Origin of the sequence: Actinomyces sp. HMSC065F12, assembly GCF_001814535.1 — a bacterium.
In the GTDB taxonomy this organism is placed as follows: domain Bacteria; phylum Actinomycetota; class Actinomycetes; order Actinomycetales; family Actinomycetaceae; genus Pauljensenia; species Pauljensenia radingae_A.
Map to the genome: position 1 here is coordinate 142,577 of NZ_KV816983.1, position 25,219 is coordinate 167,795.

Below are 25,219 nucleotides of genomic sequence, written 5' to 3' on the forward strand. Positions count from 1 at the left end.
GTCATAAACTGGAAAGATGGCTCCACGCGACATCGTGACGTATGTTCACCACCTCAGTGACGACGACATCATGATGCGCGTAGGCCCGGCAACGTGGGCAAAAGGGTTGGCGTTCTTTACCCGAGGCGACGTCCTGGACACCGACCTCACGTCAGAACGCGAAGCCCAGTGCCGCGTCAAAGGCCCCGGATTGACCTACCGCACATGGGTGAGCCTGCGTGACGGCGCCCCTGTCCACCTGGATCTGAGCTGCGCGTGCGCGATCGGACGTGATTGTCCGCACAGTGTGGCAGCCTTACTTGCCGTGCGCTCCGTGCCCGCAGAATCGGAGGAGGGCCCCACATGGCGTGACAGGCTGCGCACCCTTTCCGGCACCACGGCGATGGAGGGTCAGTCACTGGCGTTACTGGTTGATACGCATAACCCTCGTGAACCTATTGCACTGACACCGCTGCGCCCTGGAATGCACAGCGCGTGGACCACGAAGCGTGCAACGTGGCAGGACCTGACCGCCACGCAGTGGGAATCGGTCACAGATGGACTCAACCCCACACACGTCGCGCTGATCAGGCAGGCCTACCGCCACTCACGTTCAGATGGAACGTACCGCTCACCAAATGACGTCACACTGGAATCGCTGGGCGTGCAGGCAGGGCCGTGGATTGAGGCAGCTACGCGAGCCGGCCTTGACATGTTCGTTGACCTCGACCCGCTCACACCACTGAGCGTCGACCCGACTCCCTGGCACGTCAGTCTCGACACCACTCGCACTGGCGAAACAGGCGACATTCTTATCAAACCCGTGCTCACCGACGGTGCGCGCATCGTCGCCCGAGTTCGCATCAGCGCAGCCACGCAGCTGGCATTCTTCAACGCCGGGCGCACAGTCGCACATATTCGTTCAGGGGCGCATCTGCTCGACGCGTTCGAAGGTGCCTCACCGCTGATCATTCCGGCTGAAGACGCGGCCGAATTCCATGCCCAGTGGCTTCCTCGGCTCAGCGGCACCAACCCGGTCATGTCCAGTGACGACTCAGTGAGCGCAGACGTTTCAGTTAAGACAAGCATCGTCGGACGCGTCAGTATGGATCACATCGAACACGTCGTGATGCGCTGGTGGGTCGATCAAGCTGTCGGCACCTCTCATGTGCGCACCGCCTACGACAGTACAGACCCCGATGTCACGCACCTGGCACGCAGCGTACAGTCTGCAATCGGCCAGATCTCGCTTCCCACCGGCGCGCCCTTGACCGTCGGCACACCCATCCATATGCCCGCCTGGAAAGCCCCGGAACTGCTTGCCACCCTCGACGAGGTGACCGCCGACGCTCTGCAATGGGACGTGGACCCTGATGTGCGGGCACTGAGCATCAGCAATGAGGAACTGACGATCCACACGGACGCTGAACCGTCCTCATCCACCGACTGGTTTGATGTCCATATACGCATCCGCATCGGTGACAGTGATGTCGCCCTATCTGATGTCCTCACCGCACTTGCCGATGGACGCGATCATATGCTGGTTGAGGGGACGTGGGTCGCCCTCGACAGCGCTCGTATCAACAGGCTGCGCGCCCTGCTCCACAACGCGCAGGAACTGGGCGGCAGCTTCACTGAATCTGACCTGCAGCTATCGAGCATGCATGTGGGGCTGTGGGAAGAATTCGACGACCTGACGGACTCGCTCACCGTGCCCAACTCCCTGCGCCGCGCTATCGACGTGCTTACTGCCCGAGGTGCGCGCGATCCGTTGCCGCTGCCTGACACCCTTAATGCGGATCTTCGGCCCTACCAGGTCGACGGTCATCAGTGGATCACCTCCCACATTCACAACGGATTGGGCGGCATTGTCGCTGACGATATGGGCCTGGGCAAGACCCTGCAAATCCTCGCCTCGATCGCGTCGCAACGCGCTGGTGGCACCGAACCGCCAGTTTTGGTGGTGGCACCGACCTCCGTCGTCGGCACATGGGTTGAACAGGCCGAACGCTTCCTACCCGAGCTGCGAGTCGTCGACATTACGTCAACCTCCAAACGTCGCGACGAATCACTTGACAGTGCCATCCGCGATGCCGACATCGTCGTCACCACATACACCATTGCGCGCCTGGAATCAGACCAATGGGCAGCGCGCGAATGGGGCGGCCTGGTGATCGACGAAGCGCAGCACGTGAAGAATCCGCGCACTGTCATCCACCGCCTGCTCATGCAGCTGTCCCGGCCGTGGACACTCGCAGTGACCGGTACACCCGTGGAAAATTCCGCAGCGGATCTGTGGGCGCTCGCAGCCCTGGTTGCTCCCGGCTTGTTGCCCGGCTGGAAAACGTTCAGCACACATATCTTACGGCCCATTGACGAGGGGGACGCGAACGCCGCCGCAGCGTTGAGCGCAGCGATCCGACCGTTCATCATGCGACGCACCAAGGAAGCAGTGGCACCTGATCTTCCCGCCAAGACTGAAACAACCGTCGGTGTGGAGCTGGGAGTTGAACACCGCCAGATCTACGACCAGTATCTGACGCGCATACGCGTCCAATTGCTCGATCTGCTTGACGACGCTTCACGGCACCGCATCGACATTCTGGCCGCGCTGACGCGACTGCGCCAGCTGGCCCTTGACCCGGCATTGGTCGATGAACACTACCAAGGTATTGGGTCGGCAAAGATCGACGTGCTGGTGGACCACTTGACGCAGATTCTGCCTGCAGGTCACAAGGCTCTGGTGTTCAGCCAGTTCACGTCCTACCTGGCACGAATCCGGGAGGAGCTGAAGCGGCGCTCCATTTCCTGTGTCCAGCTCGACGGTTCAACCCGCAATCGCCGCTCAGTGATTCAACAGTTTCGCGAGGGGGACGCTGACGTGTTCCTCATCTCCCTGAAGGCTGGGGGGACAGGACTGACATTGACGGAAGCGGACTACGTGTTCGTCATGGATCCATGGTGGAACCCGGCCGTGGAAGAACAGGCAGTGGATCGTGCGCACCGCATCGGGCAGGAACGTCCTGTCAGTGTGTACCGTCTGGTCGCCCTCGACACCATTGAACATAAAGTCGTCGAACTGCAGGAACGCAAACGTGAACTTGTGACATCCCTGGTTGATGCGGCTGTTGATCAGAAGGACGCGGGGCAGTGGACGCGCCTTAACGTGGCTGACCTGCGTGCGCTGATCGACGGATAAGACCGTTACAGAATCGAACAGATGTTCGATATAATGGTGGAGTGGTCGAACCTGCTCGTTACGCGGAATTACATGCTCACTGCGCATTCACATTCCTCGACGGCGCCAATACGCCCAGCGAGATGGTCGATGCTGCCTGCGCGCTGAACCTGGAGGCGCTCGCGGTACTGGATGTCGATGGTATGTATTCTGCAATACAGATGGCCACTGCCGGTCGAGCGCGCGGACTGCCGATTGTGTGCGGGGCGGAACTGACCCTGGATCCGCAGCAATTTTCAGCCCAGCCTGGATGGGGATTGATTCCCGGAGCCGAAGAACCTGGCATCCGTCTTCCCATCATCGCCACGAATCCGTGTGGATACACGCAGCTGTGTGCGGCAATGAGTCGGCACACCCTTTCTCATCCAGGTCGGCGCACGCCGATACACATGCTGGACGAACTGGGTGCAGGGGAGTGGATAGTGCTCACCGGCACGTCGCGTGGCCCGCTGCGTCGAGCGCTGCGGGCGGGTGGCATGCCGGCCGCCCGCTCCATGTTGACACGCCTGATCAGTATCTTTGGACGTGACCGCGTCGCCGTCGAAAGCGCGCTGAGCCCCACGGAGCCACCTGAGACCCTGCGTGCACTCAGTGAATTGGCCACAGGTGCCCACGTGCCGCTGGTTGCCACAACGGCCGCGCGATGTGCCACCCCGGTATCCGGGCCCCTCGGTGATGTCCTGGCTGCCACCCGACTGGGAATGTCACTGGAAGAAGCTGAACCGCACCTGCCGGCCTTCCGTTCTTTTCTGCGCAGCGCAGAAGAAATGCTGCTGATGTACCACGACTACCCGGATGCTGTTCGCATGGCGGCAGACATCGGATCTCACGCAAGTTTTGACCTGCGCCTCGTTGCTCCCCGACTGCCTGAAACGAAGGTGCCCGAGGGATTTACGTCCGCGACATGGTTGCGTCATCTGACTGAACAGGGCGCCCTCGAACGTTACGGAACGCGGGCAGACAACCCCCATGCGTGGGAGGTGATTGACCACGAACTGTCCATCATCGAACGCATGGATTTTCCGGGATATTTCCTGATCGTCAAAGAAATCGTTGACTTTTGTGCCTCCCGCAACATCCTGTGCCAGGGACGAGGATCAGCCGCCAATTCAGCCGTATGTTTCGCCCTCGGCATCACTGCAGTTGACGCGGTGCGTCACTCAATGCTTTTTGAACGCTTCTTGTCGCCTAGACGTTCCGGCCCTCCTGATATCGATGTCGACATCGAGGCAGGGCGGCGCGAAGAAGTCATCCAACATGTCTACGAGCACTATGGGCGTGAACGCGCCGCACAGGTTGCCACCGTCATCACCTACAGGCACCGCTCAGCGATCCGTGATGCTGCTCGCGCATGCGGATATGCCGCCGGTGTTGCGACGAAGTGGAGCAAGAGCGAGGGCGACCCGCCCCCTGATCAGGTCACTCGAATCGCACAGAAAATGTCCGACCTTCCGCGTCACATGGGAATCCACACCGGAGGAATGGTGCTCACGCGCACACTGGTCAGTCATATCTGCCCCGTGCAGTGGGGAGCCATGGAGGGCCGCTCCGTTCTCCAGTGGGACAAGGACGACTGCGCTGATGCCGGACTGGTGAAATTCGACTTGCTGGGATTAGGAATGCTCACCGCCATTCGCCGGGCATTCGACTGGCTGGGGGAGCGTGGCATTACCGGCAGGAACGGGCGCGCGCTGGGACTGCATAATCTGACAGAAGAGGATCCACGTGTCTACGACCTGCTGTGCGCAGCTGACACGGTGGGAGTGTTTCAGGTGGAGTCGCGCGCGCAGATGAATACATTGCCACGCCTTCGGCCGCGCTGCTTCTACGACATTGTGGTGGAGGTGGCGCTGATCAGACCTGGCCCCATCCAGGGGCAGGCAGTGAATCCGTATCTGCGTCGAAGACAGGGCGCAGAAGCGGTGACGTATCTGCACCCGCTGCTCAAGCCTGCGTTGGAAAAGACTCTGGGTGTTCCGCTGTTTCAAGAACAGCTCATGCGCATCGCGCAGGATGCGGCAGGTTTCACCGCGACGCAAGCTGACCGCTTGCGCAAGGCGATGGGGTCGAAGCGTTCACTCAAACAGATGGACATGCTCAAACCTCCGCTGATGGAAGGAATGCGTCAACGCGGAATCTCTGAGCAATGCGCACACAGGATTTTTGATCAACTCCGAGGCTTCGCATCGTTCGGTTTTCCTGAGTCGCACTCCTTTTCCTTCGCTCACATCGTCTACGCGTCAGCCTGGCTGAAAGTGCACTACCCGGAGTTCTTCTACGCAGGTATTCTGTCCAGTCAGCCTATGGGGTTTTATTCTCCGGATAGCCTGATCCACGACGCGCGGCGTCACGGCGTAGCAGTTGCTCGGGCCGATGTGCAGTTTTCTGACGTATCCGCATGCGTCCAGCCCTACGACCCGGCTGTCGAGCGATGTGCAAACGAACGCGTTGAACTGGACATGGATGACGATGCCATGATTCGGATCGGGCTGGAATCGATACGCGGACTGGGGGAGGGTGCCCACCGCATCGTCGATGCGCGAGCTGACGGTCCGTTTTTCAGTATGAGTGACGTGGCGCAGCGTGCTCACCTCACCGAGCGCCAGGTGGAAGCATGCGCGCGAGCCGGTGCTTTCGATTCGCTGGCAATCAGCAGAAGAGACGCACTGTGGGGTGCCGAGCGAGTGGCAGAAGAACACGCGTATCAGCCGTATATTCCCGGTATCGAGGTGGGCACGACGCCAGGGAACCTGCCGCAGATGAGCGATGTTGACCAGATGCGCGCCGACTATCAGGCCACCGGCCTGACCGTGGCAGAACATCCGCTGGCCCTGATCCGCTCATTCCTTGATGATCGCGGCGTCGTGAAAGCGCGTGACCTGATGGAGAAAGGTGACGATGGGTCCATCGCGTCAGTCGCTGGTATTGTCACGCACCGCCAACGTCCCCACACAGCGCGCGGCCTGATTTTCGTGTCTTTAGAAGACGAAAGCGGGTTTGCCAACATTGTGTGCTCACCGGGACTGTGGACGCGTTATCGCACCACCGCCACGACAGCGCAGGCACTGATCGTCAGTGGCACTGTCGAAAGAGGCGAGGGTGTCGTCATGATCCGGGCACATTCGCTCAAAGAGCTGCACATGCCGATGCGCGTCCGATCACGAGACTTCCGCTGAAGCCTCGGTTTTCTGCCCGTCAGCCTCGGATTCGTCGTCGCCGCGGTTGCGGAAAAAACGCACAATTCTGGTGCCGATCTTGTTCTCGTGCTCTTCCTCAACGTCGGGCGCATTGCGGCGTTCAGGCAGCGGATCTTCGATCGGTGCATCACGCTCATACAGTTCAGAGAAGACAGACCAGATCACGCCGATAATCGGGATCGCGATAACGGCACCCAGCAGGCCCGCCGTGAGTGTACCGACGGTGACGCCAACACCGACAACCACCGGGTGCAAAGACACCTGCTTGCCCATGATGAGGGGCTGGAGGACGTGACCTTCGAGCTGGCCGATGCCGGCGATGCCGAGGCCAACGATGGCGGCCTGCATCAAACCGCCGCTTGCAGCAGCCACGATCATCGCAATGATCATCGCTGCGGGCGCACCAATCAGGGGAATGAAGGCACCAATGAACACCAGGACGCCCAATGCGGGCGCAACCGGTACGCCCAGGATCTGCAGGAAGATCCCCGCCAACAGACCATCGGTCGCGGCCACGATCATCGTGCCGCGCGCGTAGCCCGAGAAGGTGTCCCATCCAGCCAGAGCTGCGCGATGGATAGGCTCACGCCTGCGTGCCGGTGTGACATCCAGGAACCAGCGCCACATTTTTTCTCCCGACAGCAGGAAGAAGATCGTGATGAACAAGCCCAGTGCGGCGATTGTGAACGTGATGGCAGCGGCTGAGACATTTGACAGGAGGTCGGATGCCAGCCTGCTCCAGTTTTGCTGGACGTATTGCTGGCCCTTGGCGATCATGTCGTTCATCCATGCGGACACATCCTGCGGCGTGACCTTGATGTCGAATGGCAGGGAGGACAGGAAATCGGAGATCACATCCAGACCGCGTGAGAACTGATTGGCCAGCCTCGTCCACTGTCCCATCACGGAGTTGACGACCAATGCCATCAAACCTGCGAAGATGCCGAAGAATCCCAGCAATGTCAGAACCACTGACAGGCCACGCGGAATGAAGCGCGAAAGGAAATTGACCACGGGATTGAGAATCGCAGTGACCACCAGTGCGACGAAAACAGCGATGAAGACCGGGGTGACGCGTGCCAGAGCATAGACGACGGCGGCGACGATGATCATGATGCCGATCAGGGCCCACGCTGCCAGGCCGGATTTACGCAGCCAGTCAGGAAGCTCAGGTCGCTTCACGGCAGTATTGGTCCGCGAATGCTTGGTCGGAGGCGAGGAGACGCGTCGCCGTTGGGGTGTGCGATATGGGGCAGGGCGCGCCGGCGTGGATGTGCGCGTCGTGGCCGGCACCTGAGTGACGTGCGGAGAACGTACGAACCGGCTCAGGTTCTGCTTCAGATTGCCGAACGCTGAGGTGCGTGATGAATCAGTCATGAGTGATCTCCTATCAGCAGCTGGCGCAGTTCGTCAGCATCGTGAGCAACTGCCAGTGCCTGATCGAACTCGCCAGGACGCGAATATCCCCATCCTGCCCCGATCGCCGGCAGACCGACTTCCAGAGCACCTTCCAGGTCCCATGAGCGGTCACCTACCACGACGGGGCGAGAAATGTCGAGGCCTTTTTCCTCCAGGCGCTTCAGTGCATCGCGGATTACATGAGCTTTCGAATAGGCGGGATCTGGGATGGCTCCCGCAATGACATCGATGAAGCGATCAAAACCCAGATGAACCATCTGGTCGCGCGCCATGTATTCCTGTTTTGAGGTAGCCGTAGCCAAGGCGTATCCGGCGGCATGTAAATCTTCCAGAAGCTGTCCAATGCCGGGATACGGTTCTGGCTGAAGGAACAGTTCACGATAGTAGTGACGGTAGATGGTGGCAGCATTGTCAGCCTGCTCAGCATCCATCCCCAGATCCATGAAGGAGTCCCACAACGGTGGGCCGACGTATTTCCCCAGCTCATCGCGTGAACGAAACGGATAGTTCAAGTGTGCAAGTGTGCGTTGGAACGAGTCGATAACGACACTTGCCGAATCGACAATTGTGCCGTCCACGTCGAAAAGTACACAGGTCCAGCGAGAAGTTTCCACGTCTCTACTGTAGAGCAGAGTAAGAAATAATCGCGACACCCCAAGGTGTCGCGACCATTCTTCTCATTGTGCGCGGAGGGGGACTTGAACCCCCACCCTCTAAAGCGAGGACTAGCACCTCAAGCTAGCGCGTCTGCCTATTCCGCCACCCGCGCAATGCTCAATGAGAGCGGATAGAACTTTAACACGACAATGGTACCTGTCGGCAAATCGAAACGTCCAATATGAACGAGCGACACGTCACATTTGCTCATGAGTTAGGTGACAAAGGCCCGGGCACCCTGACAATCGAGCAAAGTTATGAGACAGTTGCCAACATGCACATCGACATTTGGTCTGACGTGGCATGCCCGTGGTGCTATCTGGGTCTTCACCACCTGCGCACGGCCCTGGGCTCATTCGAGCATGCTGACGAGGTTGAGATTCGACTTCACGCCTACTTCCTTGACCCTGACTTAGCAGAACCGTTGGAGCTATCTCAAAGCGAATACCTGACAGCACATCGTGGAATGTCAGAAGAAGATGCAGACAAGAGCCTGGCTCAATTCACTGAGTTGGGGATGGCTGAGGACATCACCTTCAACTTCGAAACAATGGTGGTGGCGCCCACCTCGAACGCACACCGGCTCCTCGCCGCAGCCTACGAACACGACCTTGCGCACGACACGCTGACAGGTGCGAATACCACTCAGCTTGCTCTGGCTGAAGCGCTTGACCGTGCCCACTTCGAAATGGGTCAGGACGTCTCCGACCCGGAGGTGTTGATTCAGTGTGCGAAGCGAGTCGGTATGTCAGCAGAAGATGTGGTGGCCGCCCTCGCTGATGAGCAGCGAGCAGCAGATGTAGTTTCCGACTACCAGATCGCCGTTGAAATGGGTGTTGAGTCGGTTCCCACCATGCTCATCGATCAGAAGTTTGTGATCCAGGGCGCACAGAATGCGCAGGCCTTGGGGACTATGCTGGCGACCGCGTGGGAACACACTCACGCTGAAGCCTGAAGCGATCATCCAAAGGAGGATTCAATGTCGCTCGCTCCTCTCACGGTCACCGGCGCGCGCATCTCCCTGGTGCCACTAGCTTGTGACGATGCCAACGATATCTACCGTCTGTGCCAGGACCCGGCCATCATGCAGTGGACGACGGTTCCCTCGCCATATTCGCGTGACCAGGCCAGAGAATTCGTTGAAAAAGTCGCGACCGCCGGCTGGGAGAAGAACGAACCACACTGGGCGATCCGCACCGTGGCCACCAACACGCTCGTGGGCACCCTGTCGATGCGGATTCAATCCGAGGACGGGACGCTCGATGTGGGCTACTGGGTAGGCGCCGACAGCCGGGGATCAGGCTACGCTACCGAAGCACTTATCCTGGCTGCGCGCGTCGCATTCGATACGCTGAACGCGCCGCGCCTCGTGTGGCGCTCACGGGTCGGCAACTGGCCGTCGTGGCGCGTGGCGTGGCGACTGGGCTTCCACGCAGGCAAACGAGGGCGGCAAGTCGAAAACGACAAGGGTGAAGAAGTCTGGGAAGCATTCCTTGAACCAGATGACACGATGGAGCCTGCTGCACCGTGGGACGGGCCGGCTGCACCCGCACCGGTGATGGGGCGGCGCAGTGGCACTTCGCACACACCGGGCCGCAGCACGCGTAGCCCCCAGGAACTGGTCAGCGAGTTCCACTCGACCTACCACATGCCCAACCGTGTGGCAGACGGCGGGGAACCCACGCTGGACTACGACCGTGTCATGATGCGCATGAGCCTGATCGCTGAGGAATTCAGCGAACTGATTGGAGCCATGTGGGGACCTGCCGCGAGGACACTCATTGAGCAGGCCTATCAGCAGGCAGCTGAAGGCGATCATGCCACCTCGGATATCGTCGAGACCGCTGACGCTTTGGCCGACCTGGTCTACGTCATCTACGGGATGGCACTGGAATCAGGCATCGACCTGGATGCGGTCCTGGAAGAAGTCCAGGCATCGAACCTGTCCAAACTCATGCCGGATGGGTCGGTGAAGCGTCGTGAGGACGGAAAAGTTCTGAAGGGACCGAACTTTTTCCCACCCAATATTGCTCGCGTGCTCCACCTAGACGACTGACACGTGAGATGATGGCATCATCATCAACGAAGGAGATCAACTGTGACCAAAGTGGTAGTTGTCGGCGGTGGGTACGGTGGTGTCACCGTCGCGAAAGGACTGGATCCAGTCGCTGACGTGATCCTCATTGAGCAGAAGGACCAATTCGTTCACCACGCGGCCGCACTTCGGGCAGCAGTCGACGAGGTGTGGGAGCACGCCATTTTCATGCCGTACTCGAACCTGCTGAAGAATGGGCAGGTGATCCAGGGCGTCGTCTCGTCAGTGACGGGGACGACGGTGCATGTCTTTGGGCACGACCCCATCGAAGCGGACTACGTGATCCTGGCAAGTGGATCAACGTATCCGTTCCCCGCAAAGTACTCCTCCTCGAAAGCGACTGTGGCGAAAGCGCGCCTTGAACAGCTCCACGACGCACTGACATCGGCCGGCTCGGTCATGTTGGTAGGCGGAGGCACCGTCGGCATTGAGATGACAGGCGAGTTGGCCAGCGCGTTCCCTGATCTGGAGATCATTCTGGTTGAATCCGGTGATTCCATTCTGTCCACGCCTGGCTACACACAGGAGCTTCGCGACGCGATCACGGAACAGCTCGACGAACTGGGTGTGCGCGTGGTGACAGGCTCCCCGCTGGCGTATTTGCCGCCGATTCAGGCCGGCCAGCTAGGACGCTTCAGTGTTCAGACGCATAACGGTGACCAGATCGAGGCAGATATATGGTTCCAGTGCTACGGCGCGACAGCGAACTCCGGATACCTGGCGGGAACCGAATACGAAGAACTTCTTCACCCGAACGGAACAATTCGTGTTGATCCCACGCTGCAGGTCAAGGGACACTCCAACGTGTACGCCATTGGTGATATCACCGACGTGCGTGAATCCAAGCGCGCAGATGCGGCACGTCAGCAGGCCCGAGTTGTCATTGCCAATATCACGCATCAACTGGAAGGCGGAGAGCCCGATATCTCCTACCAACCCACCAAGGAGTGGGTCATCTTGCCGCTCGGGCCGTCGATGGGTGCATCACAGCTGATCGACGCAGACGGGAATATGCGTATCCTCGGTGCAGAACAGACAGCGGAGATCAAGGGCACTGATCTGATGGTTTCCGTTATCCGCTCGCAACTGAATCTTCCCTGAATTGAGCACGTCAATTTAGGCGTGAACAGGTAGGCTGGGAGCATGACACAAGATCCTCGCGACGCGCTGAACTTACTCATCGCAGCATTTGAGCACCACTTTGATGTCGTCCAGGGCGGCACAGCCGCGTCGGATGCCGTCATTTCGCAGGCAGAAGAACGCCTCCGTGATGCGTTCTTCACCTACGACGACGTTCTCTTCACACGATTCGACGCTGAACTGCCGTTCGACATTCTGGATGAAGATGATGACGACGACGATGATGACGACTATGAGGACGACGGCGACGACGAAGATGATGACGATGACAGCTTCGACGGCTTCGACGATGACGAGTACGACCAGATCGACCTGGACGACGATAACGACGAGGACGACTAATCTACGCGCGGATCAGATACTTCGCTGAGTACCGTTCGGATCTGCTCAGGAAGTGGATCCTGACATTCGAGCAGCTGATCGAGCTGTCGGACCGTGCGCGGACCGACGATCGCGCTTGCCACACCCTCAGCGTCACGCACCCATGCCAACGCCACATCCATACTCGTGCGATCAAGCCCCTGAGCAGCGCGTTCGAGGGCGTTGACCGTGCCAGACAAAGCAGGATCCAGGTAGCGTTCAACGGTATAACGCAAGTGCGGTGACGCGGCGCGTGAATCTGGGGGAGTGGCATGGCGATACTTCCCGGTCAGGACGCCGCACGCCAGTGGCGAATGCGCCAGGATTCCCATCCCGGCTGAGCGTGCCGGTGCAAACACCTGAGACTCGAGGCCGCGATCCAGCAGTGACCAGGCATCTTCCAACGCAACCACAGGCATCCCCGCCAGGGCCGCCCTCGTCGATGCTGATGCCGCCGTCCACGCCGACGCGTGAGCGATCCCTACGTAGCGCGCACGACCCGAACGCCAGGCGACCTCCAGCGCGGACAGTGTTTCGTCGACCGGAATGTGCGGCGTGAACTCCGCGAGCCACAGGTCAACGAAATCGGTGTGCCACCGGGCCAGCGCATCGTCCAGACTGGCGAGCATGTCGCCGCGCGCCGCACTGGCACGCCACTTAGTGGACGCATCCAGGTGTGCGCCCCCTCGAAGTGCGATCACGAGCTGATTGCGACTGACTGTGCTGATGAGCGACCCGAGGACGTCCACCGCCGCGCCGTCTCCGTGCGTTGGTGCAATTTCGATCAGGTTCCCACCGGCATCGACAAAATGGCGCAGCATGTCTTCAGCTTCGTGCTCATCAGTGTCGCGGCCCCACGTGAGTGTGCCGAGTCCAACATCAGAGACGCTCAGGCCCGAACGGCCGCAAAAACGAGTGCGCATACTGTAACCGTAGTGTGGTGGTGACCGGGTGGCGCGGTAGGGGAATCGGCGTGGTGCCCGTACAGTAGGCCTCATGAGTTGGCTTGATGCAATCATCCTGGGGCTGGTTCAGGGCCTCACGGAGTTTCTTCCTATTTCCTCATCTGCTCACCTGCGCATTGTGGGAGAGCTGATCGGACAGGCAGATCCGGGAGCTGCCTTCACCGCGATCACGCAGATCGGAACTGAAGCTGCAGTGCTGGTGTTCTTCTGGAAAGACATCGTGAGGATCGTGTCGAAATGGGCGCGTTCCCTTCCCGTAGTCGGCCCCGCCAAGCGCGTCAGCGGTGCCGATCCCGATGCGCGCATGGGGTGGATGATCATCGTCGGATCCCTGCCGATCGGAATCCTTGGACTGCTGCTCGAAGATTGGATCGACACATCATTCCGTAACCTGTGGATCACGGTGGCCATGCTTGTTTTCTTCGGTCTGCTGCTCGGCGCGGCTGATCGCTTGGGGCGCAGGGAACTCACCCTTGACCGCATGAGCTGGCGCGATGCCATTGCTTACGGCTTTGCTCAGGCGATGGCTCTCATTCCCGGCGTCTCCCGTTCAGGTGGCACCATCACGATGGGGCGCGCGCTGGGCTACACGAGAGAAGCTGCAGCGCGCTACTCATTCCTGTTGGCCATGCCCGCCGTCTTCGCATCGGGGTTCTACAAGATGGCCAAGGTGATCGGTGGTGGTGACATTGTTGCGGTCGGGCCGACGATCCTGGCCACGCTCATCGCTTTCGGCGTGGGATACGTGGTGATCATGTGGTTCCTCAAGTTGATCTCCACCCGCTCGTTCAGCCCCTTCGTCGTGTACCGCCTGGGTCTGGCCGCCCTCGTCGCGATCCTGCTGCTGACCGGCGTCCTGACGCCCGGGGGAGTCGCAGCCTGACGAGGGTGACTTACTGACTCGCACGCATGGACAGTACACGCTCGATGCCTTCTTCAGGAATATCGGGCACCTGACCGCCAAAGATGGGGCACATGGACTGCACGTGGCACCAGTTGCACAGCGGGTTTTTTGTCGGAACAAAACGACGCTGGCGAGCCGCACTTTCGATGCGCTCCCACAGCTGTGCCACATCGGCGCGAATGTCCACCATGTCGGCGTCGGTGGGGTCCAAGGTGAGGACCTGACCGGACTTGATGTACACCAACTGCGTGCGGGCCGGAAGCTCACGAGAGAGCTGAAGCAGTAATGCGTAGAAGCGCATCTGGTAGAGAGCTTCGTCCTGGAAACGTGGACTGGGTGCCTTGCCAGTCTTGTAGTCCACAACGCGCAGCTGGCCTGTGGGAGCCTGATCGATGCGGTCGATGAATCCGCGCAGACGAATGCCTTCCGGCATCACCACAGTGATCAGTTCTTCACGTCCAACCGGTTCAAGCCACCGTGGATCCTCGATATGGAAGTACTGCTCGATGACGGTTCGCACGTCACGCATCCATGACTGCAAATCCTCTTCAGAATCGAACAGATTCATCACTGTATGATCGTTGCTGCGTAGCACTTCCCATTGCGGGGCAACCAGTTCCTGAGCATGCTCAGGGGTGCGATCGTGCTGCGGCACGTCGAAGAGATGCTCGAGGACAGCGTGTACGAGGGTGCCCATCGCCGTGGCACGTGTGGCGGGCGAGGGAATGCGATCCACAACCAACAGGCGGAACTTGAGAGGGCATTTCATGAAATCGCGGGCGCGCGACACCGACAGTGCGGGCGCCCACTGTTCAGACGATGATGAAGACGACATGTGCCTACCGTAGCGCCGCGCACTGGCATCTGCGTGCTCGCCTGCTCCGGTTGTGGATACAATCCCAGCGATGAGTACTCATAGTGAACTAGGTCAGGAAAACCGGCGCGGGCCACTGCGCGAAGGCGATCGGGTGCAGGTACGCGACCCAAAGGGACGATTCCACACCATCACGCTGGTGGCGGGCGGACGCTTCCAAACCAATCGCGGGTGGCTCGATCACGACGCCGTGATCGGTCAGCCCGACGGTCAGGTGATCACCACGCCTGAAGGACGCTCATTCCAGGTGCTGCGACCCCTGCAAAGCGACTACGTCATGTCGATGCCGCGCGGCGCAACGGTGATCTACCCCAAAGACACCGGCACCATCATTCATATGGGGGACATTTTCCCCGGCGCACGCGTAGTGGAAGCAGGTGTGGGATCAGGTGCATTGACACTGGCACTGCTCAACGCGGTAGGCGAACACGGCCACCTCCACTCAGTGGAACGCCGCGAAGACTTTGCGGACATTGCGCGCGCCAATGTGGATCTCTGGTTCGGCTCTCACCACCCCGCGTGGACCCTGGAAGTAGGCGAGGTGGCTGATGTGCTCAATCGATGCGAGGCGCATAGCGTGGATCGCATCGTCTTCGACATGCTGGCCCCGTGGGAGAACCTTCAAGCCGTGGAACACGCATTGAACTACGGAGGAGTATTGACGTGCTACGTCGCCACAGTGACCCAGATGTCCCGTCTGGTCGAAGACATCCGCGCATGCGAACGATTCACAGAGCCAGTGGCGTGGGAAACGATGCAGCGTGAGTGGCATCTCGAAGGGCTGGCTGTGCGTCCCGAACACCGCATGGTGGCCCATACCGGCTTTCTGGTCACCACGCGTCTGTTGGCACCGCACACCCGTCCGCAAACCGCCCAACGCCGCCCCGCTCCGGCTGCTGAAGGACAGGGTGGAATGTGGGACGACGAGGATGGGTGGACACCCTCGTCAATCGGGCAGCGAGTGCCCAGTGACAAGAAAGTACGGCGAGTGCGTCGTGACGCAACTGCGCGCAGCGAACATTGGGTGGGAGAAACATTACAGACCACGGTTCGGAAGGATCTGGAGGAATCCCACTGATCGTCATAGTGTTGAATGACCACTAAAACTGACTCGCGAGGAGGGTACGAGTGAGCACGTCTGCCGACCAACAGACCGTTGACGCGTTGCGGCGATCTGTCGCTTCTTTGGAAGAGAAGAACGAACGCCTCTCACGTGCCCTGTCGACGGCCCGCGGACAGCTTGTCCAACTCAACGAGAAAATCCACCGCTCTCAGCAGCCTCCACACACACTCGTCTCAGTTCTTGCGGTCGATACCGCCGCGCGTCAGATCGATGCGATGGTGGGCACCAAACACATGCGCCTGACCGTTGACTCCAGTGTTGACCTGTCAACGGTGGCCGTCGGACAGCTGGTACGCCTCAACGAGAACATGGTCGTGGTGGGTGTGGACCACTTCGAGCGCACCGGGACACTGACATCGGTGCTGGAAGTACTGGGCGCCGATCGCGTACTGGTGTCCCTGGAAGGCGGCGCGGAACAGGTTCTGACGCTGGCCGGACCACTGCGGCACGGAAGCGTACGGGCAGGCGATTCCGTCATGGCGAATCTGCGCGCCGGTCAGGCCATCGAACGCGTCACCCGCTCGGATGTCGAGCAGCTGCTCACCCCGCAGGTCCCGGACGTCACCTACGACGACATCGGCGGACTGGATCAGCAGCTGGCCAGTGTGCGTGACTCGATCGAGATGCCGCTGCGTCACCCGCAGCTCTACCGCGATTACGGCTTGCGCCCGCCCAAAGGCATCCTGCTGTACGGGCCGCCAGGTTCGGGTAAAACACTCATTGCCAAAGCAGTGGCAAACGCTTTGTCGCAGACCGAATCAGGCGTGCGCGGCCACTTCCTGTCTATCAAGGGCCCCGAACTGCTCAACAAATTCGTAGGGGAGACAGAGCGCCAGATTCGGGCAATTTTCTCCCGTGCTCGTGCACTGGCGGCAACCGGGATCCCTGTTGTCGTGTTCTTCGATGAGATGGAAGCTCTGTTCCGCACGCGCGGCGCAGGTATCTCCTCTGACGTGGAAACCATGATTGTCCCGCAGCTTCTGGCTGAAATGGACGGAGTGGAAGCCCTCGACAATGTCATCATCATTGGCGCATCCAACCGAGCCGACATGATCGACCCTGCTGTACTGCGGCCCGGACGCCTCGACGTGCGTATACGCATCGACCGACCCGACCGGACGGGCGCGCGCGACATCTTCACGAAGTATCTGACCACGCACGTCCCGATTGCAGCGAGCGAGATTTCCCGCTATGGGAGCCACGAGGAGGCCCTCAATCAGATGATCGACGCCGCCGTGGAGCGTCTGTATGCACGCGATCAGTCCACTGCACTGTTCCACGCGACGCTGACCTCAGGCGCGCAGACGACGCTGTACCTGAGTGACATCGTTTCAGGCGCATTGATCGCCTCGAGCGTGGAGCGAGCCAAGAAACACGCTATCCGCGCCACGCTTGGCGGGAGCGAGCAGGGGCTGAGCCAGGAACACGTGCTGCGCGGCGTGGAAGAAGAGATGCGCGAATCAATGGAGCTGGCTGCTACGTCTTCGCCAGTGGACTGGGCACGCACCGTGGGAGTGCGTGATGATATTCAATCCGTGACCCCCATTCAAGGAGATCCACAATGAGCGTCCACCGCATCATGGGCACCGAAACAGAATTCGGTGTCTATCAGCCAGGCAACCCGTGGGCAAATGCGGTCGCACTGTCCACGCAGGCAATCGCTGCAGGCGGACAGCTGTCACGCGAGGGCGACCCTGTTGGATGGGATTACACGGGTGAGGACCCGCTCAATGATCTGCGCGGTATGCGCCTGTCCCGTGCCGCAGCCGACCCGTCACTGTTGACCGATGATCCCTACCACCTGGCACCGTCAGGGGGCGTGGAAGCGTTGGAACGCCCCAGTGACAGTGAGCGCGCACTGCCAACCCCGACGGTGGCGGTGCTGACCAACGGTGCGCGCCTGTACGTCGACCACGCACATCCGGAGTATTCCGCACCTGAAACCTCGTCACCGCGCGAAGCAGTGCTGTGGGACAGGGCCGGTGATGAGATTGCGCGCCGAATCATGGCACATATCGATGCCAGCTCGGAGGAGCCGCTCGTCCTGGTCAAGAACAATACCGACGGTAAAGGTGCGGCCTACGGCACTCATGAGAACTACCAGGTGGAGCGTTCAGTTGATCTGGATGACCTGATCCGCGGCCTCATCCCATTCATGGTGACGCGCCCCGTCACCTGTGGTTCGGGTCGGGTCGGGCTGGGTCAAAAGTCACAGGCTCCCGGCTTCCAGCTCTCGCAGCGCGCTGACTTCGTGGAAAACGAGGTCGGCCTGGAAACCACTTTCAATCGCCCGATCATCAATACGCGCGACGAACCTCATGCCAATCCCGCACGGTTCCGTCGCCTGCATGTCATCGGAGGCGATGCCAGCCTCTTCGACATCTCGGCCTACCTCAAGATGGGGACGACCTCGATTGTCCTGTGGGCCATTGAACAGGGCACGTCGATGCACTGGGATGGACTGAGCATTGACGATCCGGTGCAGGAAACATGGAACGTCAGTCACGACCCGACGCTGAGCCACAAAGTTCCGATCGCTGCCGGACGCGCACTGAATGCCGTTGATATTCAGCAGATCTACCTGGATCTGGTGCTCGAAACACTCGACGAGACTGGCCAGAATCCGGATGAGGACACACGCGACCTGCTTGACACCTGGCAGCGAGTCCTGGACGGTCTGCGCACCGACATGTTCTCGGTGGCCAGCGACGTTGAATGGGTGGCAAAATACCAGCTTTTCGATCGCCAGCGTGAGCGGCTGAACACCGACTGGGCCGACCCACGTCTGGCGGCAATGGATCTGCAATGGGCGGACCTGCGAGAAGAACGCTCCCTGGTGAACCGCCTCGACCGTGCGGGACGAGTTCGCAGACTCTTCACACCTGACGACGTGATCCGTGCGGCCGATACGCCGCCACAGTCAACCCGCGCCAGAGTACGCGGACACGCTGTTGCCTCGATGCCGAACGTCGTTCGGGCATCATGGACATCAGTGGTAGTCGACGACCCCGAACACAACCGCCTGGTCCGCATCTCACTGCCTGACGCATCTGATACCACAACCGACATCTCTGACCTTGTCTAAGGAGCATCCATGGTTCAGTCACACACACATTCACCTCACTCAGACCCGCTCGACGAGGACGACGCCCAGGCCGGGCAGGTTCAGGCGAACACCGATTCCCTCGATGACCTGCTGGATGACATTGACACCGTCCTGGAAGAAAACGCGCAAAGCTTCGTTCAGGGCTTCGTGCAGAAGGGCGGCCAATAAAGTGAGGCGCCGAGTCGTCGGAATCGAAACGGAATACGGGCTGACCGCAGCTTCCACCACCTCCGCGCCCTCACCAGTGGATGCGGATCAGGCGGCGCGGTACCTGTTCGCCCCGCTCATTGACCAGGGACGTTCCTCGAACCTGTTCCTGCGCAACGGCGGGCGCCTGTACCTTGACGTCGGCTCACACCCCGAATATGCGACAGCCGAATGCGACCTGCTGGAGGACCTCCTGGCCCACAATCGTGCAGGTGACCTTCTACTGGCTGACCTCGCCTCTCGCGCAGACGAGCAGCTCCAGTCCGAGGGCGTCCCAGCCCGACTCCACCTGTTTCGCAACAACGTGGACTCCCAGGGAAACTCCTACGGCTGCCACGAGAACTATCTGCTGCACCGCCGACGTGACTTCAGAGAAGTCGCGGACGCCCTCGTCGCATTCTTCATCACCCGACAAATCGTCGTCGGAGCTGGACATATCCGCACCATTTCAGGACGCAGTACGTACGTCTTTTCCCAACGTGCAGACCAGATGTGGGACGCAGTTTCGGCAGCAACCACTCGTTCGCGCCCAATCATCAACACGCGCGACGAACCACTGGCAGATTCAGGCTCCTACCGGCGTATGCATGTGATCGTGGGGGATACGAACGTGTCCGAGCCGACAACCGCCCTGAAGGTCGGGGCAACCGAGCTGCTGCTGAGCGCGGTCGAAGATGGTGTGAAGCTGGCAGACCTGGCGCTGGCCGATCCCATGTCGGCTATTCGCTCCATCAACGCGGACCTGACGGGACAGGCACCTATCCCATTGGCCTCGGGAACATCCATGTCACCTGTGGCAATCCAGCGGGAAATCCGGCGCAGGATCCTCGACCACACGGACACCAGCGCCCTCGATCCCATGCACACCTACGTTCTGGACCTGTGGAAGCGTGGACTGGATGCGATCGAATCAGGAGACTGGTCCGGCGTCGAGACCGAACTGGATGTGGCAATCAAGCGCCGCCTGCTGCGCCAGTACTGTGAACGCCGCTCAGTGCCGCTGTCCGACACGCGCGTGGCGCGCCTGGAGCTCAGCTACCACGACATCACGGCGACAGGCCTGCGTGACCGCATGGAAGGCGGCGGATTGATGCGCCGGCTGATCGCGGCCGACCAGGTGTCAGGCGCAGTCACCACGCCTCCTGCCACAACGAGGGCGTCCCTGCGCGGCCGGATCATCGGTGCAGCACAGGACGCGCGCCGGGATCTGTCGGTCGACTGGGTGCACGTGCGGCTCGGAGATATTTCAGCCACCCCACTGACACTCAATGACCCGCTCTCGAACGAGGATGCGCGAGTGGATGCGCTGATCGAGCACATTAACCAGTCGGCGCCTGACTTGCCGGCGTGATCACATGACACTGTCTTCGCGCAGAACGGTTGCCACAGTGACTGTGCTGGTGGTCGTCGTCCTCATCATGGTCGGGTGGTGGACCCTGGGGCGCCGCAGCTCACCTGACGTGGTGCAAAGCGCTGATGACACACAGTCAGTGGGCAATCAGGTTGAAGTATTCGGTAACCACGGCGCCATACCGACTGTGTCCATTCACGGGACCTTGACGGTGACGGCACCTTTCGTGAGAACGATTATCGAGGGGCAAGGACGGGAAATTACCGAGGGGTCGCCCGTGATCGCCGCGATCACACCGTTTGACGGAGACACGGGGGAAGTCATCACGGCCGACGGGCAGCCCGCGATCTTTACGGAGCGTGCAACGAGTGACGAACTGGATGCCACGCTGGTTCAGGCCCTGATCGGGTCTCGCGAAGGGACGCGCCTCCTGTTCGTCAGACCACTGACACCGGCGTCGGATAAGGACGGGGAGACACTTGCCGGAACGACCCCTGCGCAGCCACGCATTGAAATTGACGTCGTCGATGTGATCTCCTCGACTGCTACTGGCACACCGATTGATCCCGAACCAACCCAGCCATTCAGCGTCGAATTCGCAGAAGATGGTTTCAAGGTCACTCACACGGGGGAGGCCCCCAGCCAGATCGTCATCGCCCCACATATCAAAGGTGACGGTCCTCAGGTCGGGCCCGATGACCGGGTCCTGGTGCAATACGTGATTGCGGGGTGGAACAATCCGGACAAGCGTCGATCAACGTGGAACGACGGAATGCCGGAACGGTTGGACATGGCGACCATCATGCCGGGCCTGCAGCAGGGGCTGGTCGATCAAAGAGTCGGCTCACGCCTGGCGATCACCATTCCTCCTGATCTGGCCGAAGGTGACGATACGCTGTGCGTCCTGGTCGATATCCTTGCCACCTACCCGCCGTCGTCATCCACTTCCTGAGCCGGTGCCAACCAAGTGCGTGCACATGGCTACGATGGAAGCATGTCAGTGACCTGCCGAATCATTCCATGCCTGGACGTCAACGCCGGACGCGTCGTTAAAGGTGTCAACTTCACAGATTTGAAAGATGCGGGCGATCCTGTTGAACGTGCCCGTCACTACAGCGACGAGGGCGCTGATGAAATCACTTTGCTCGACGTATCCGCCTCGACCGAGCAGCGCTCGACAATGCTCGATGTCGTCTCTGCCGCTGCGAGCCAGATTTTTGTGCCGCTCACTGTCGGTGGCGGTGTACGCAGTGTGGACGACGTGTCACGCCTGCTGGACTGCGGAGCCGACAAAGTATCAGTCAATACGGCGGCGATCGCTGACCCGAGCCTGATCGAACGGGTCGCCTCACGCTATGGCGACCAGATCATCGTGCTGTCTCTGGACGCACGGCGCACGCCCGAGGGTGTCTCAACGACCTCCGGATTCGAAGTCACGACACACGGTGGAACGCGCTCAACCGGCATCGACGCGGTCGAGTGGGCAAACCGGGTCGCCGAACTGGGAGCAGGCGAAATCCTGTTGAACTCGATGGACGCAGACGGGGTTCAGGGCGGATTCGACCTGGAAATGCTCGGCGCGATTCGATCCACAGTGTCCATTCCTCTGATCGCTTCGGGCGGGGCCGGCACAACTGACGATTTCGTTCAGGCAGCTCAGGCAGGTGCGGACGCAGTTCTGGCTGCCTCAGTGTTCCACTTCGGTACCTTGACGATCACGCAAGTCAAGGACGCGATGGCGCGTGCCGGAATCGCGGTGCGACTGTGAAACGGTCGGCTGAGAGCCTCGACCCGCGCATCGCGCAGCGACTGAAGCGAAATGAGCAAGGTCTCGTGGCAGTCATCGTCCAGCAATACGACACTGACGAAGTTCTGATGCTGGCATGGATGGACGACGAAGCACTGCGACGCACACTGGAAAGCAGGCGTGCCACCTACTGGTCACGCTCCCGTCAGGAGTACTGGCGCAAAGGCGACACGTCAGGACACGTGCAGCACGTCAAGAGCATTCAGATTGACTGCGACGGGGATGCCCTGTTGATGAAAGTCGATCAGATCGGTGCTGCGTGCCATACGGGGACACATTCATGTTTTGAAGCGGGAGGAACAATTCAATGACACGTCACGCCACTGACCTGCATCTGGGACAGATATGGCCATCGCGTGAAGAGTTCCATGAGCTGGCGGCCAACCGACGCCTCATTCCCGTGGCGCGGAAAGTCCTGGCGCCCGATATTACACCGGTGGGTCTGTACCGCCACCTGTGCGCCTCGAAGCCGGGGACGTACCTGTTTGAATCAGCCGAACACGACGGCAGGTGGGGACGCTGGTCATTCATTGGAGTGGATTCCGCCTCGTCAGTGATCACCCGTGATGGCGTCACGTCCTGGCAGGGGGTGTGCCCGAGGGGCGCAATGGAGACCGGATCATTTCGCGAGGTGATGCACTCGGCTCTCGAGGTGCTGCGAGCTGATCCCATCGAAGGTCTGCCACCCTTGACGGGCGCTTTTGTCGGCTCGATTGGCTGGGCAATGGCCCGCGAATGGGAGCCGAGCATCACGATGTCGGCTCCGCGCGAGATGGACGTACCGGATGCATCGCTCATTTTGGCGCGCGACGTGGCTGCTATCGATCACAGTGACGGCTCACTGTGGCTGGTGTCGAATGCGTGGAACATGGACGGTACCGATGAACGAGTCGACTGGGCGTATGACGAAGCGTGCCGTCGAGTGGGCGACATGTGTCATCGCCTGGAATCCAGCATGAATCCAGCTGTATGGGTCAGTGCATCCCCCTCGTCGGATGATCTGGCGATCCAGCACCGCACACCGCAGGACGATTTTGAACAATCCGTCAGGGATGCGAAAGAGGCGATCGGGCGAGGCGACGCTTTCCAGATTGTGCTGTCGCAACGCATGGATGTGTCCACCCAGGCGGATGCGCTGGACGTGTACTCGGTGCTGCGCACCCTCAATCCTTCGCCCTATCTGTACCTGCTGCGCCTGCCCGATGGCGTGGGCGGTGACTTCGACGTGGTGGGTTCCTCGCCTGAAACACTGGTGCGTACGCAGGGACAGCGCGTGTGGACCTATCCGATTGCCGGGTCACGCCCACGCGGAGCGAACGGGAGCGAGGACCACGACCTGGCCGTAGACCTGCTGAAGGATCCGAAGGAGCTGGCCGAACACGCCATGCTGGTGGACCTGGCGCGCAACGACCTGTCGAGAGTCTGCAGGCCTGAATCGGTGGAAGTGTCTACGCTGATGGAAATCAAGCGCTACTCCCATATTCAACACATTTCCTCCACCGTTACGGGCATCGTGAACGAGGGGGTGGACGCGCTGGATTGCCTGGTGGCAACGTTCCCGGCCGGAACACTGTCAGGTGCGCCCAAGACGCGCGCCATTCAACTGATCGACGAGCTCGAACCGTGTGCGCGCGGCGTGTACGGGGGAGTGGTCGGCTATTTTGACCTGGGCGGCGACACAGATTTTGCGATCGCGATCCGCACAGCATGCCTGAAAGACGGCCGCGCCAGCGTGCAGGCGGGAGCTGGAATTGTGGCCGATTCGGTTGAACACACGGAGTATGTGGAGACCCGTAATAAAGCGGCCGCGGCACTGGCATCCGTACTGACCGCAGCGAAGCTGACGGGGGACCTGGACTGAGCCCATCATGTGAGCCAATTGGGGAAAACACCCTGACTTTGGTTAGCATCACAGTAGGCAACGGTGAGGAGGAGCGATGGCAACAGTCCTCGATGGGATCATCGCGGGAGTGCTGGAAGATCTGCGTGAGCGGGAAGCACGCGTGCCGATGGATGACATCAAGAAGCGTGCGCAACGCTGCGCCGACGCGAAAAACGCGGTGTCAGCACTGCGCAGCAGTGGTGCCGTCTCGCTGATCGCGGAGGTCAAGCGGTCCTCGCCCTCGAAGGGCGCGCTGGCGCATATCGACGATCCGGCAGCACTGGCCCACATCTACGAGGCGAACGGTGCGGCTGCAATCTCGGTGCTTACTGAACAGCGTCGCTTCTCGGGGTCACTGTCCGATCTTGACTCAGTGCGCGCAGCAGTCGATATCCCTGTGCTGCGCAAGGATTTCATTGTCACCCCGTATCAGGTCCATGAAGCGCGCGCTCACGGCGCTGACATTGTGCTGCTGATTGTTGCCGCACTTGAACAGCCGGCGTTGGTGTCGCTGCTGGAACGAACGGAATCACTGGGAATGACGGCGCTGGTCGAGGCGCATTCGCGTCTGGAAGTGCTGCGGGCGCTCGATGCCGGAGCGCGCGTCATTGGCGTGAACGCACGCGACCTGACCACCCTGGATGTCGATCCAACTGTTGTCGAGCAGGTGATCGATGTCATCCCGCCCGACGTGATCGCTGTAGCCGAATCCGGTGTGCGCGATCGCCACGACGTCATCCAGTACGCCAACTGGGGCGCTGATGCTGTGCTGGTCGGAGAAGCACTGGTAACGTCCGGTGATCCAGCGACCGCCGTCAGCGATATCGTCAGCGCCGGCCAACATCCGGCACTGCTCACCGATAGAAAAGCTCGCGTGCGCATGGCACGCAATGAATCATCTGACGAGTAAGGAGG

The 25,219-nt window shown here is 60.3% G+C and carries 21 protein-coding genes and 1 tRNA gene; 17 read left to right on the top strand and 5 right to left on the bottom strand.

Annotated elements, in window-relative coordinates; genetic code table 11:
* Positions 1 to 16: 16 nt before the first annotated feature.
* Both HMPREF2975_RS06815 and HMPREF2975_RS06820 read left to right on the top strand, forming a co-directional pair.
* The gene (locus HMPREF2975_RS06815; RefSeq protein ID WP_083314459.1) at positions 17 to 3,178 is read left to right on the top strand and encodes a DEAD/DEAH box helicase; all 3,162 of its coding nucleotides are present in this window, start codon (positions 17 to 19) and stop codon (positions 3,176 to 3,178) included.
* 41 nt (positions 3,179 to 3,219) lie between these two features.
* Positions 3,220 to 6,393, top strand: coding sequence for an error-prone DNA polymerase (locus HMPREF2975_RS06820; RefSeq protein ID WP_070726640.1), 3,174 nt, complete (start codon positions 3,220 to 3,222; stop codon positions 6,391 to 6,393).
* Here the strand turns inward: HMPREF2975_RS06820 and HMPREF2975_RS06825 are convergent.
* The 3 genes from HMPREF2975_RS06825 to HMPREF2975_RS06835 form a co-directional block, all read right to left on the bottom strand.
* On the bottom strand, positions 6,376 to 7,791 hold the full coding sequence (locus HMPREF2975_RS06825) for an AI-2E family transporter (RefSeq protein WP_070726644.1): 1,416 nt from the start codon (positions 7,789 to 7,791) through the stop codon (positions 6,376 to 6,378). The two genes, HMPREF2975_RS06820 and HMPREF2975_RS06825, sit on opposite strands and share 18 nt — an antisense overlap.
* Complete coding sequence (locus HMPREF2975_RS06830) at positions 7,788 to 8,447, bottom strand: HAD hydrolase-like protein (RefSeq protein WP_070726646.1); 660 nt, start codon at positions 8,445 to 8,447, stop codon at positions 7,788 to 7,790. Before HMPREF2975_RS06830 ends, HMPREF2975_RS06825 begins: the two co-directional genes overlap by 4 nt.
* Before the next feature lie 69 nt (positions 8,448 to 8,516).
* Positions 8,517 to 8,602: transfer RNA gene (locus tag HMPREF2975_RS06835), tRNA-Leu, on the bottom strand.
* A 69-nt stretch (positions 8,603 to 8,671) separates the two neighbouring features.
* On the opposite strand from HMPREF2975_RS06835, the gene HMPREF2975_RS06840 reads away from it, so the two are divergent.
* The 4 genes from HMPREF2975_RS06840 to HMPREF2975_RS06855 are packed head-to-tail and all read left to right on the top strand — an operon-like array spanning position 8,672 to position 12,067.
* Positions 8,672 to 9,445, top strand: a complete 774-nt coding sequence (locus HMPREF2975_RS06840; RefSeq protein WP_227469308.1) for a DsbA family oxidoreductase — start codon at positions 8,672 to 8,674, stop codon at positions 9,443 to 9,445.
* Positions 9,446 to 9,469: 24 nt separating this feature from the next.
* On the top strand, positions 9,470 to 10,546 hold the full coding sequence (locus HMPREF2975_RS06845; RefSeq protein WP_070726649.1) for a GNAT family N-acetyltransferase: 1,077 nt from the start codon (positions 9,470 to 9,472) through the stop codon (positions 10,544 to 10,546).
* 42 nt (positions 10,547 to 10,588) lie between these two features.
* A complete protein-coding gene (locus HMPREF2975_RS06850) occupies positions 10,589 to 11,686 on the top strand; it encodes an NAD(P)/FAD-dependent oxidoreductase (protein ID WP_058236623.1) in 1,098 nt (365 codons plus the stop codon).
* Between the two features lie 42 nt (positions 11,687 to 11,728).
* Positions 11,729 to 12,067, top strand: coding sequence for a DNA primase (locus HMPREF2975_RS06855; RefSeq protein ID WP_070726651.1), 339 nt, complete (start codon positions 11,729 to 11,731; stop codon positions 12,065 to 12,067).
* On the opposite strand, the gene HMPREF2975_RS06860 is transcribed toward HMPREF2975_RS06855, so the two are convergent.
* A complete protein-coding gene (locus tag HMPREF2975_RS06860) occupies positions 12,064 to 13,008 on the bottom strand; it encodes an aldo/keto reductase (RefSeq protein WP_058236625.1) in 945 nt (314 codons plus the stop codon). The genes HMPREF2975_RS06855 and HMPREF2975_RS06860 overlap by 4 nt on opposite strands.
* Positions 13,009 to 13,081: 73 nt before the next feature.
* On the opposite strand from HMPREF2975_RS06860, the gene HMPREF2975_RS06865 reads away from it, so the two are divergent.
* A complete protein-coding gene (locus HMPREF2975_RS06865; RefSeq protein ID WP_070726652.1) occupies positions 13,082 to 13,933 on the top strand; it encodes an undecaprenyl-diphosphate phosphatase in 852 nt (283 codons plus the stop codon).
* 10 nt (positions 13,934 to 13,943) lie between these two features.
* Here the strand turns inward: HMPREF2975_RS06865 and HMPREF2975_RS06870 are convergent, their stop codons facing one another.
* Entirely contained in the window at positions 13,944 to 14,789 is an 846-nt protein-coding gene (locus HMPREF2975_RS06870; protein ID WP_070726654.1) for a RecB family exonuclease, read from the bottom strand.
* 70 nt (positions 14,790 to 14,859) lie between these two features.
* Here HMPREF2975_RS06870 and HMPREF2975_RS06875 point away from each other — a divergent pair, with 70 nt between their 5' ends.
* The 10 genes from HMPREF2975_RS06875 to trpC all read left to right on the top strand — a co-directional run bounded on the left by HMPREF2975_RS06875 (position 14,860) and on the right by trpC (position 25,214).
* On the top strand, positions 14,860 to 15,906 hold the full coding sequence (locus HMPREF2975_RS06875; RefSeq protein ID WP_070726657.1) for a tRNA (adenine-N1)-methyltransferase: 1,047 nt from the start codon (positions 14,860 to 14,862) through the stop codon (positions 15,904 to 15,906).
* Positions 15,907 to 15,956: 50 nt separating this feature from the next.
* Positions 15,957 to 17,516, top strand: coding sequence for a proteasome ATPase (gene arc / locus HMPREF2975_RS06880; protein WP_070726658.1), 1,560 nt, complete (start codon positions 15,957 to 15,959; stop codon positions 17,514 to 17,516).
* On the top strand, positions 17,513 to 19,036 hold the full coding sequence (dop, locus tag HMPREF2975_RS06885; RefSeq protein ID WP_070726660.1) for a depupylase/deamidase Dop: 1,524 nt from the start codon (positions 17,513 to 17,515) through the stop codon (positions 19,034 to 19,036). Before arc ends, dop begins: the two co-directional genes overlap by 4 nt.
* Positions 19,037 to 19,045: 9 nt before the next feature.
* Positions 19,046 to 19,225, top strand: coding sequence for a ubiquitin-like protein Pup (locus HMPREF2975_RS06890; RefSeq protein WP_058236631.1), 180 nt, complete (start codon positions 19,046 to 19,048; stop codon positions 19,223 to 19,225).
* A 1-nt stretch (position 19,226) separates the two neighbouring features.
* On the top strand, positions 19,227 to 20,615 hold the full coding sequence (pafA, locus tag HMPREF2975_RS06895) for a Pup--protein ligase (RefSeq protein WP_070726662.1): 1,389 nt from the start codon (positions 19,227 to 19,229) through the stop codon (positions 20,613 to 20,615).
* A 4-nt stretch (positions 20,616 to 20,619) separates the two neighbouring features.
* Positions 20,620 to 21,567: an FKBP-type peptidyl-prolyl cis-trans isomerase gene (locus HMPREF2975_RS06900; protein WP_083314460.1), complete on the top strand. Its 948-nt coding sequence runs from the start codon at positions 20,620 to 20,622 to the stop codon at positions 21,565 to 21,567.
* 42 nt (positions 21,568 to 21,609) lie between these two features.
* Entirely contained in the window at positions 21,610 to 22,383 is a 774-nt protein-coding gene (hisF, locus tag HMPREF2975_RS06905; RefSeq protein ID WP_070726779.1) for an imidazole glycerol phosphate synthase subunit HisF, read from the top strand.
* Complete coding sequence (hisI, locus tag HMPREF2975_RS06910) at positions 22,380 to 22,733, top strand: phosphoribosyl-AMP cyclohydrolase (RefSeq protein ID WP_070726664.1); 354 nt, start codon at positions 22,380 to 22,382, stop codon at positions 22,731 to 22,733. Before hisF ends, hisI begins: the two co-directional genes overlap by 4 nt.
* A complete protein-coding gene (locus tag HMPREF2975_RS06915; RefSeq protein WP_070726668.1) occupies positions 22,730 to 24,283 on the top strand; it encodes a chorismate-binding protein in 1,554 nt (517 codons plus the stop codon). The genes hisI and HMPREF2975_RS06915 overlap by 4 nt, the downstream gene beginning before the upstream one ends.
* A gap of 76 nt (positions 24,284 to 24,359) precedes the next feature.
* Positions 24,360 to 25,214, top strand: a complete 855-nt coding sequence (gene trpC / locus HMPREF2975_RS06920) for an indole-3-glycerol phosphate synthase TrpC (RefSeq protein ID WP_058236637.1) — start codon at positions 24,360 to 24,362, stop codon at positions 25,212 to 25,214.
* Positions 25,215 to 25,219: the final 5 nt, after the last annotated feature.

Coding starts and splice junctions, on each gene's coding strand:
- HMPREF2975_RS06865 (WP_070726652.1), top strand. CDS start 13,082: ATGAGTTGGCTTGATGCAATCATCCTGGGGCTGGTTCAGGGCCTCACG.
- HMPREF2975_RS06870 (WP_070726654.1), bottom strand. CDS start 14,789: ATGTCGTCTTCATCATCGTCTGAACAGTGGGCGCCCGCACTGTCGGTG.
- HMPREF2975_RS06915 (WP_070726668.1), top strand. CDS start 22,730: ATGACACGTCACGCCACTGACCTGCATCTGGGACAGATATGGCCATCG.
- HMPREF2975_RS06890 (WP_058236631.1), top strand. CDS start 19,046: ATGGTTCAGTCACACACACATTCACCTCACTCAGACCCGCTCGACGAG.
- HMPREF2975_RS06815 (WP_083314459.1), top strand. CDS start 17: ATGGCTCCACGCGACATCGTGACGTATGTTCACCACCTCAGTGACGAC.
- HMPREF2975_RS06855 (WP_070726651.1), top strand. CDS start 11,729: ATGACACAAGATCCTCGCGACGCGCTGAACTTACTCATCGCAGCATTT.
- trpC (WP_058236637.1), top strand. CDS start 24,360: ATGGCAACAGTCCTCGATGGGATCATCGCGGGAGTGCTGGAAGATCTG.
- HMPREF2975_RS06860 (WP_058236625.1), bottom strand. CDS start 13,008: ATGCGCACTCGTTTTTGCGGCCGTTCGGGCCTGAGCGTCTCTGATGTT.
- HMPREF2975_RS06875 (WP_070726657.1), top strand. CDS start 14,860: ATGAGTACTCATAGTGAACTAGGTCAGGAAAACCGGCGCGGGCCACTG.
- HMPREF2975_RS06825 (WP_070726644.1), bottom strand. CDS start 7,791: ATGACTGATTCATCACGCACCTCAGCGTTCGGCAATCTGAAGCAGAAC.
- HMPREF2975_RS06840 (WP_227469308.1), top strand. CDS start 8,672: ATGAACGAGCGACACGTCACATTTGCTCATGAGTTAGGTGACAAAGGC.
- hisF (WP_070726779.1), top strand. CDS start 21,610: ATGTCAGTGACCTGCCGAATCATTCCATGCCTGGACGTCAACGCCGGA.
- dop (WP_070726660.1), top strand. CDS start 17,513: ATGAGCGTCCACCGCATCATGGGCACCGAAACAGAATTCGGTGTCTAT.
- HMPREF2975_RS06845 (WP_070726649.1), top strand. CDS start 9,470: ATGTCGCTCGCTCCTCTCACGGTCACCGGCGCGCGCATCTCCCTGGTG.
- HMPREF2975_RS06900 (WP_083314460.1), top strand. CDS start 20,620: ATGACACTGTCTTCGCGCAGAACGGTTGCCACAGTGACTGTGCTGGTG.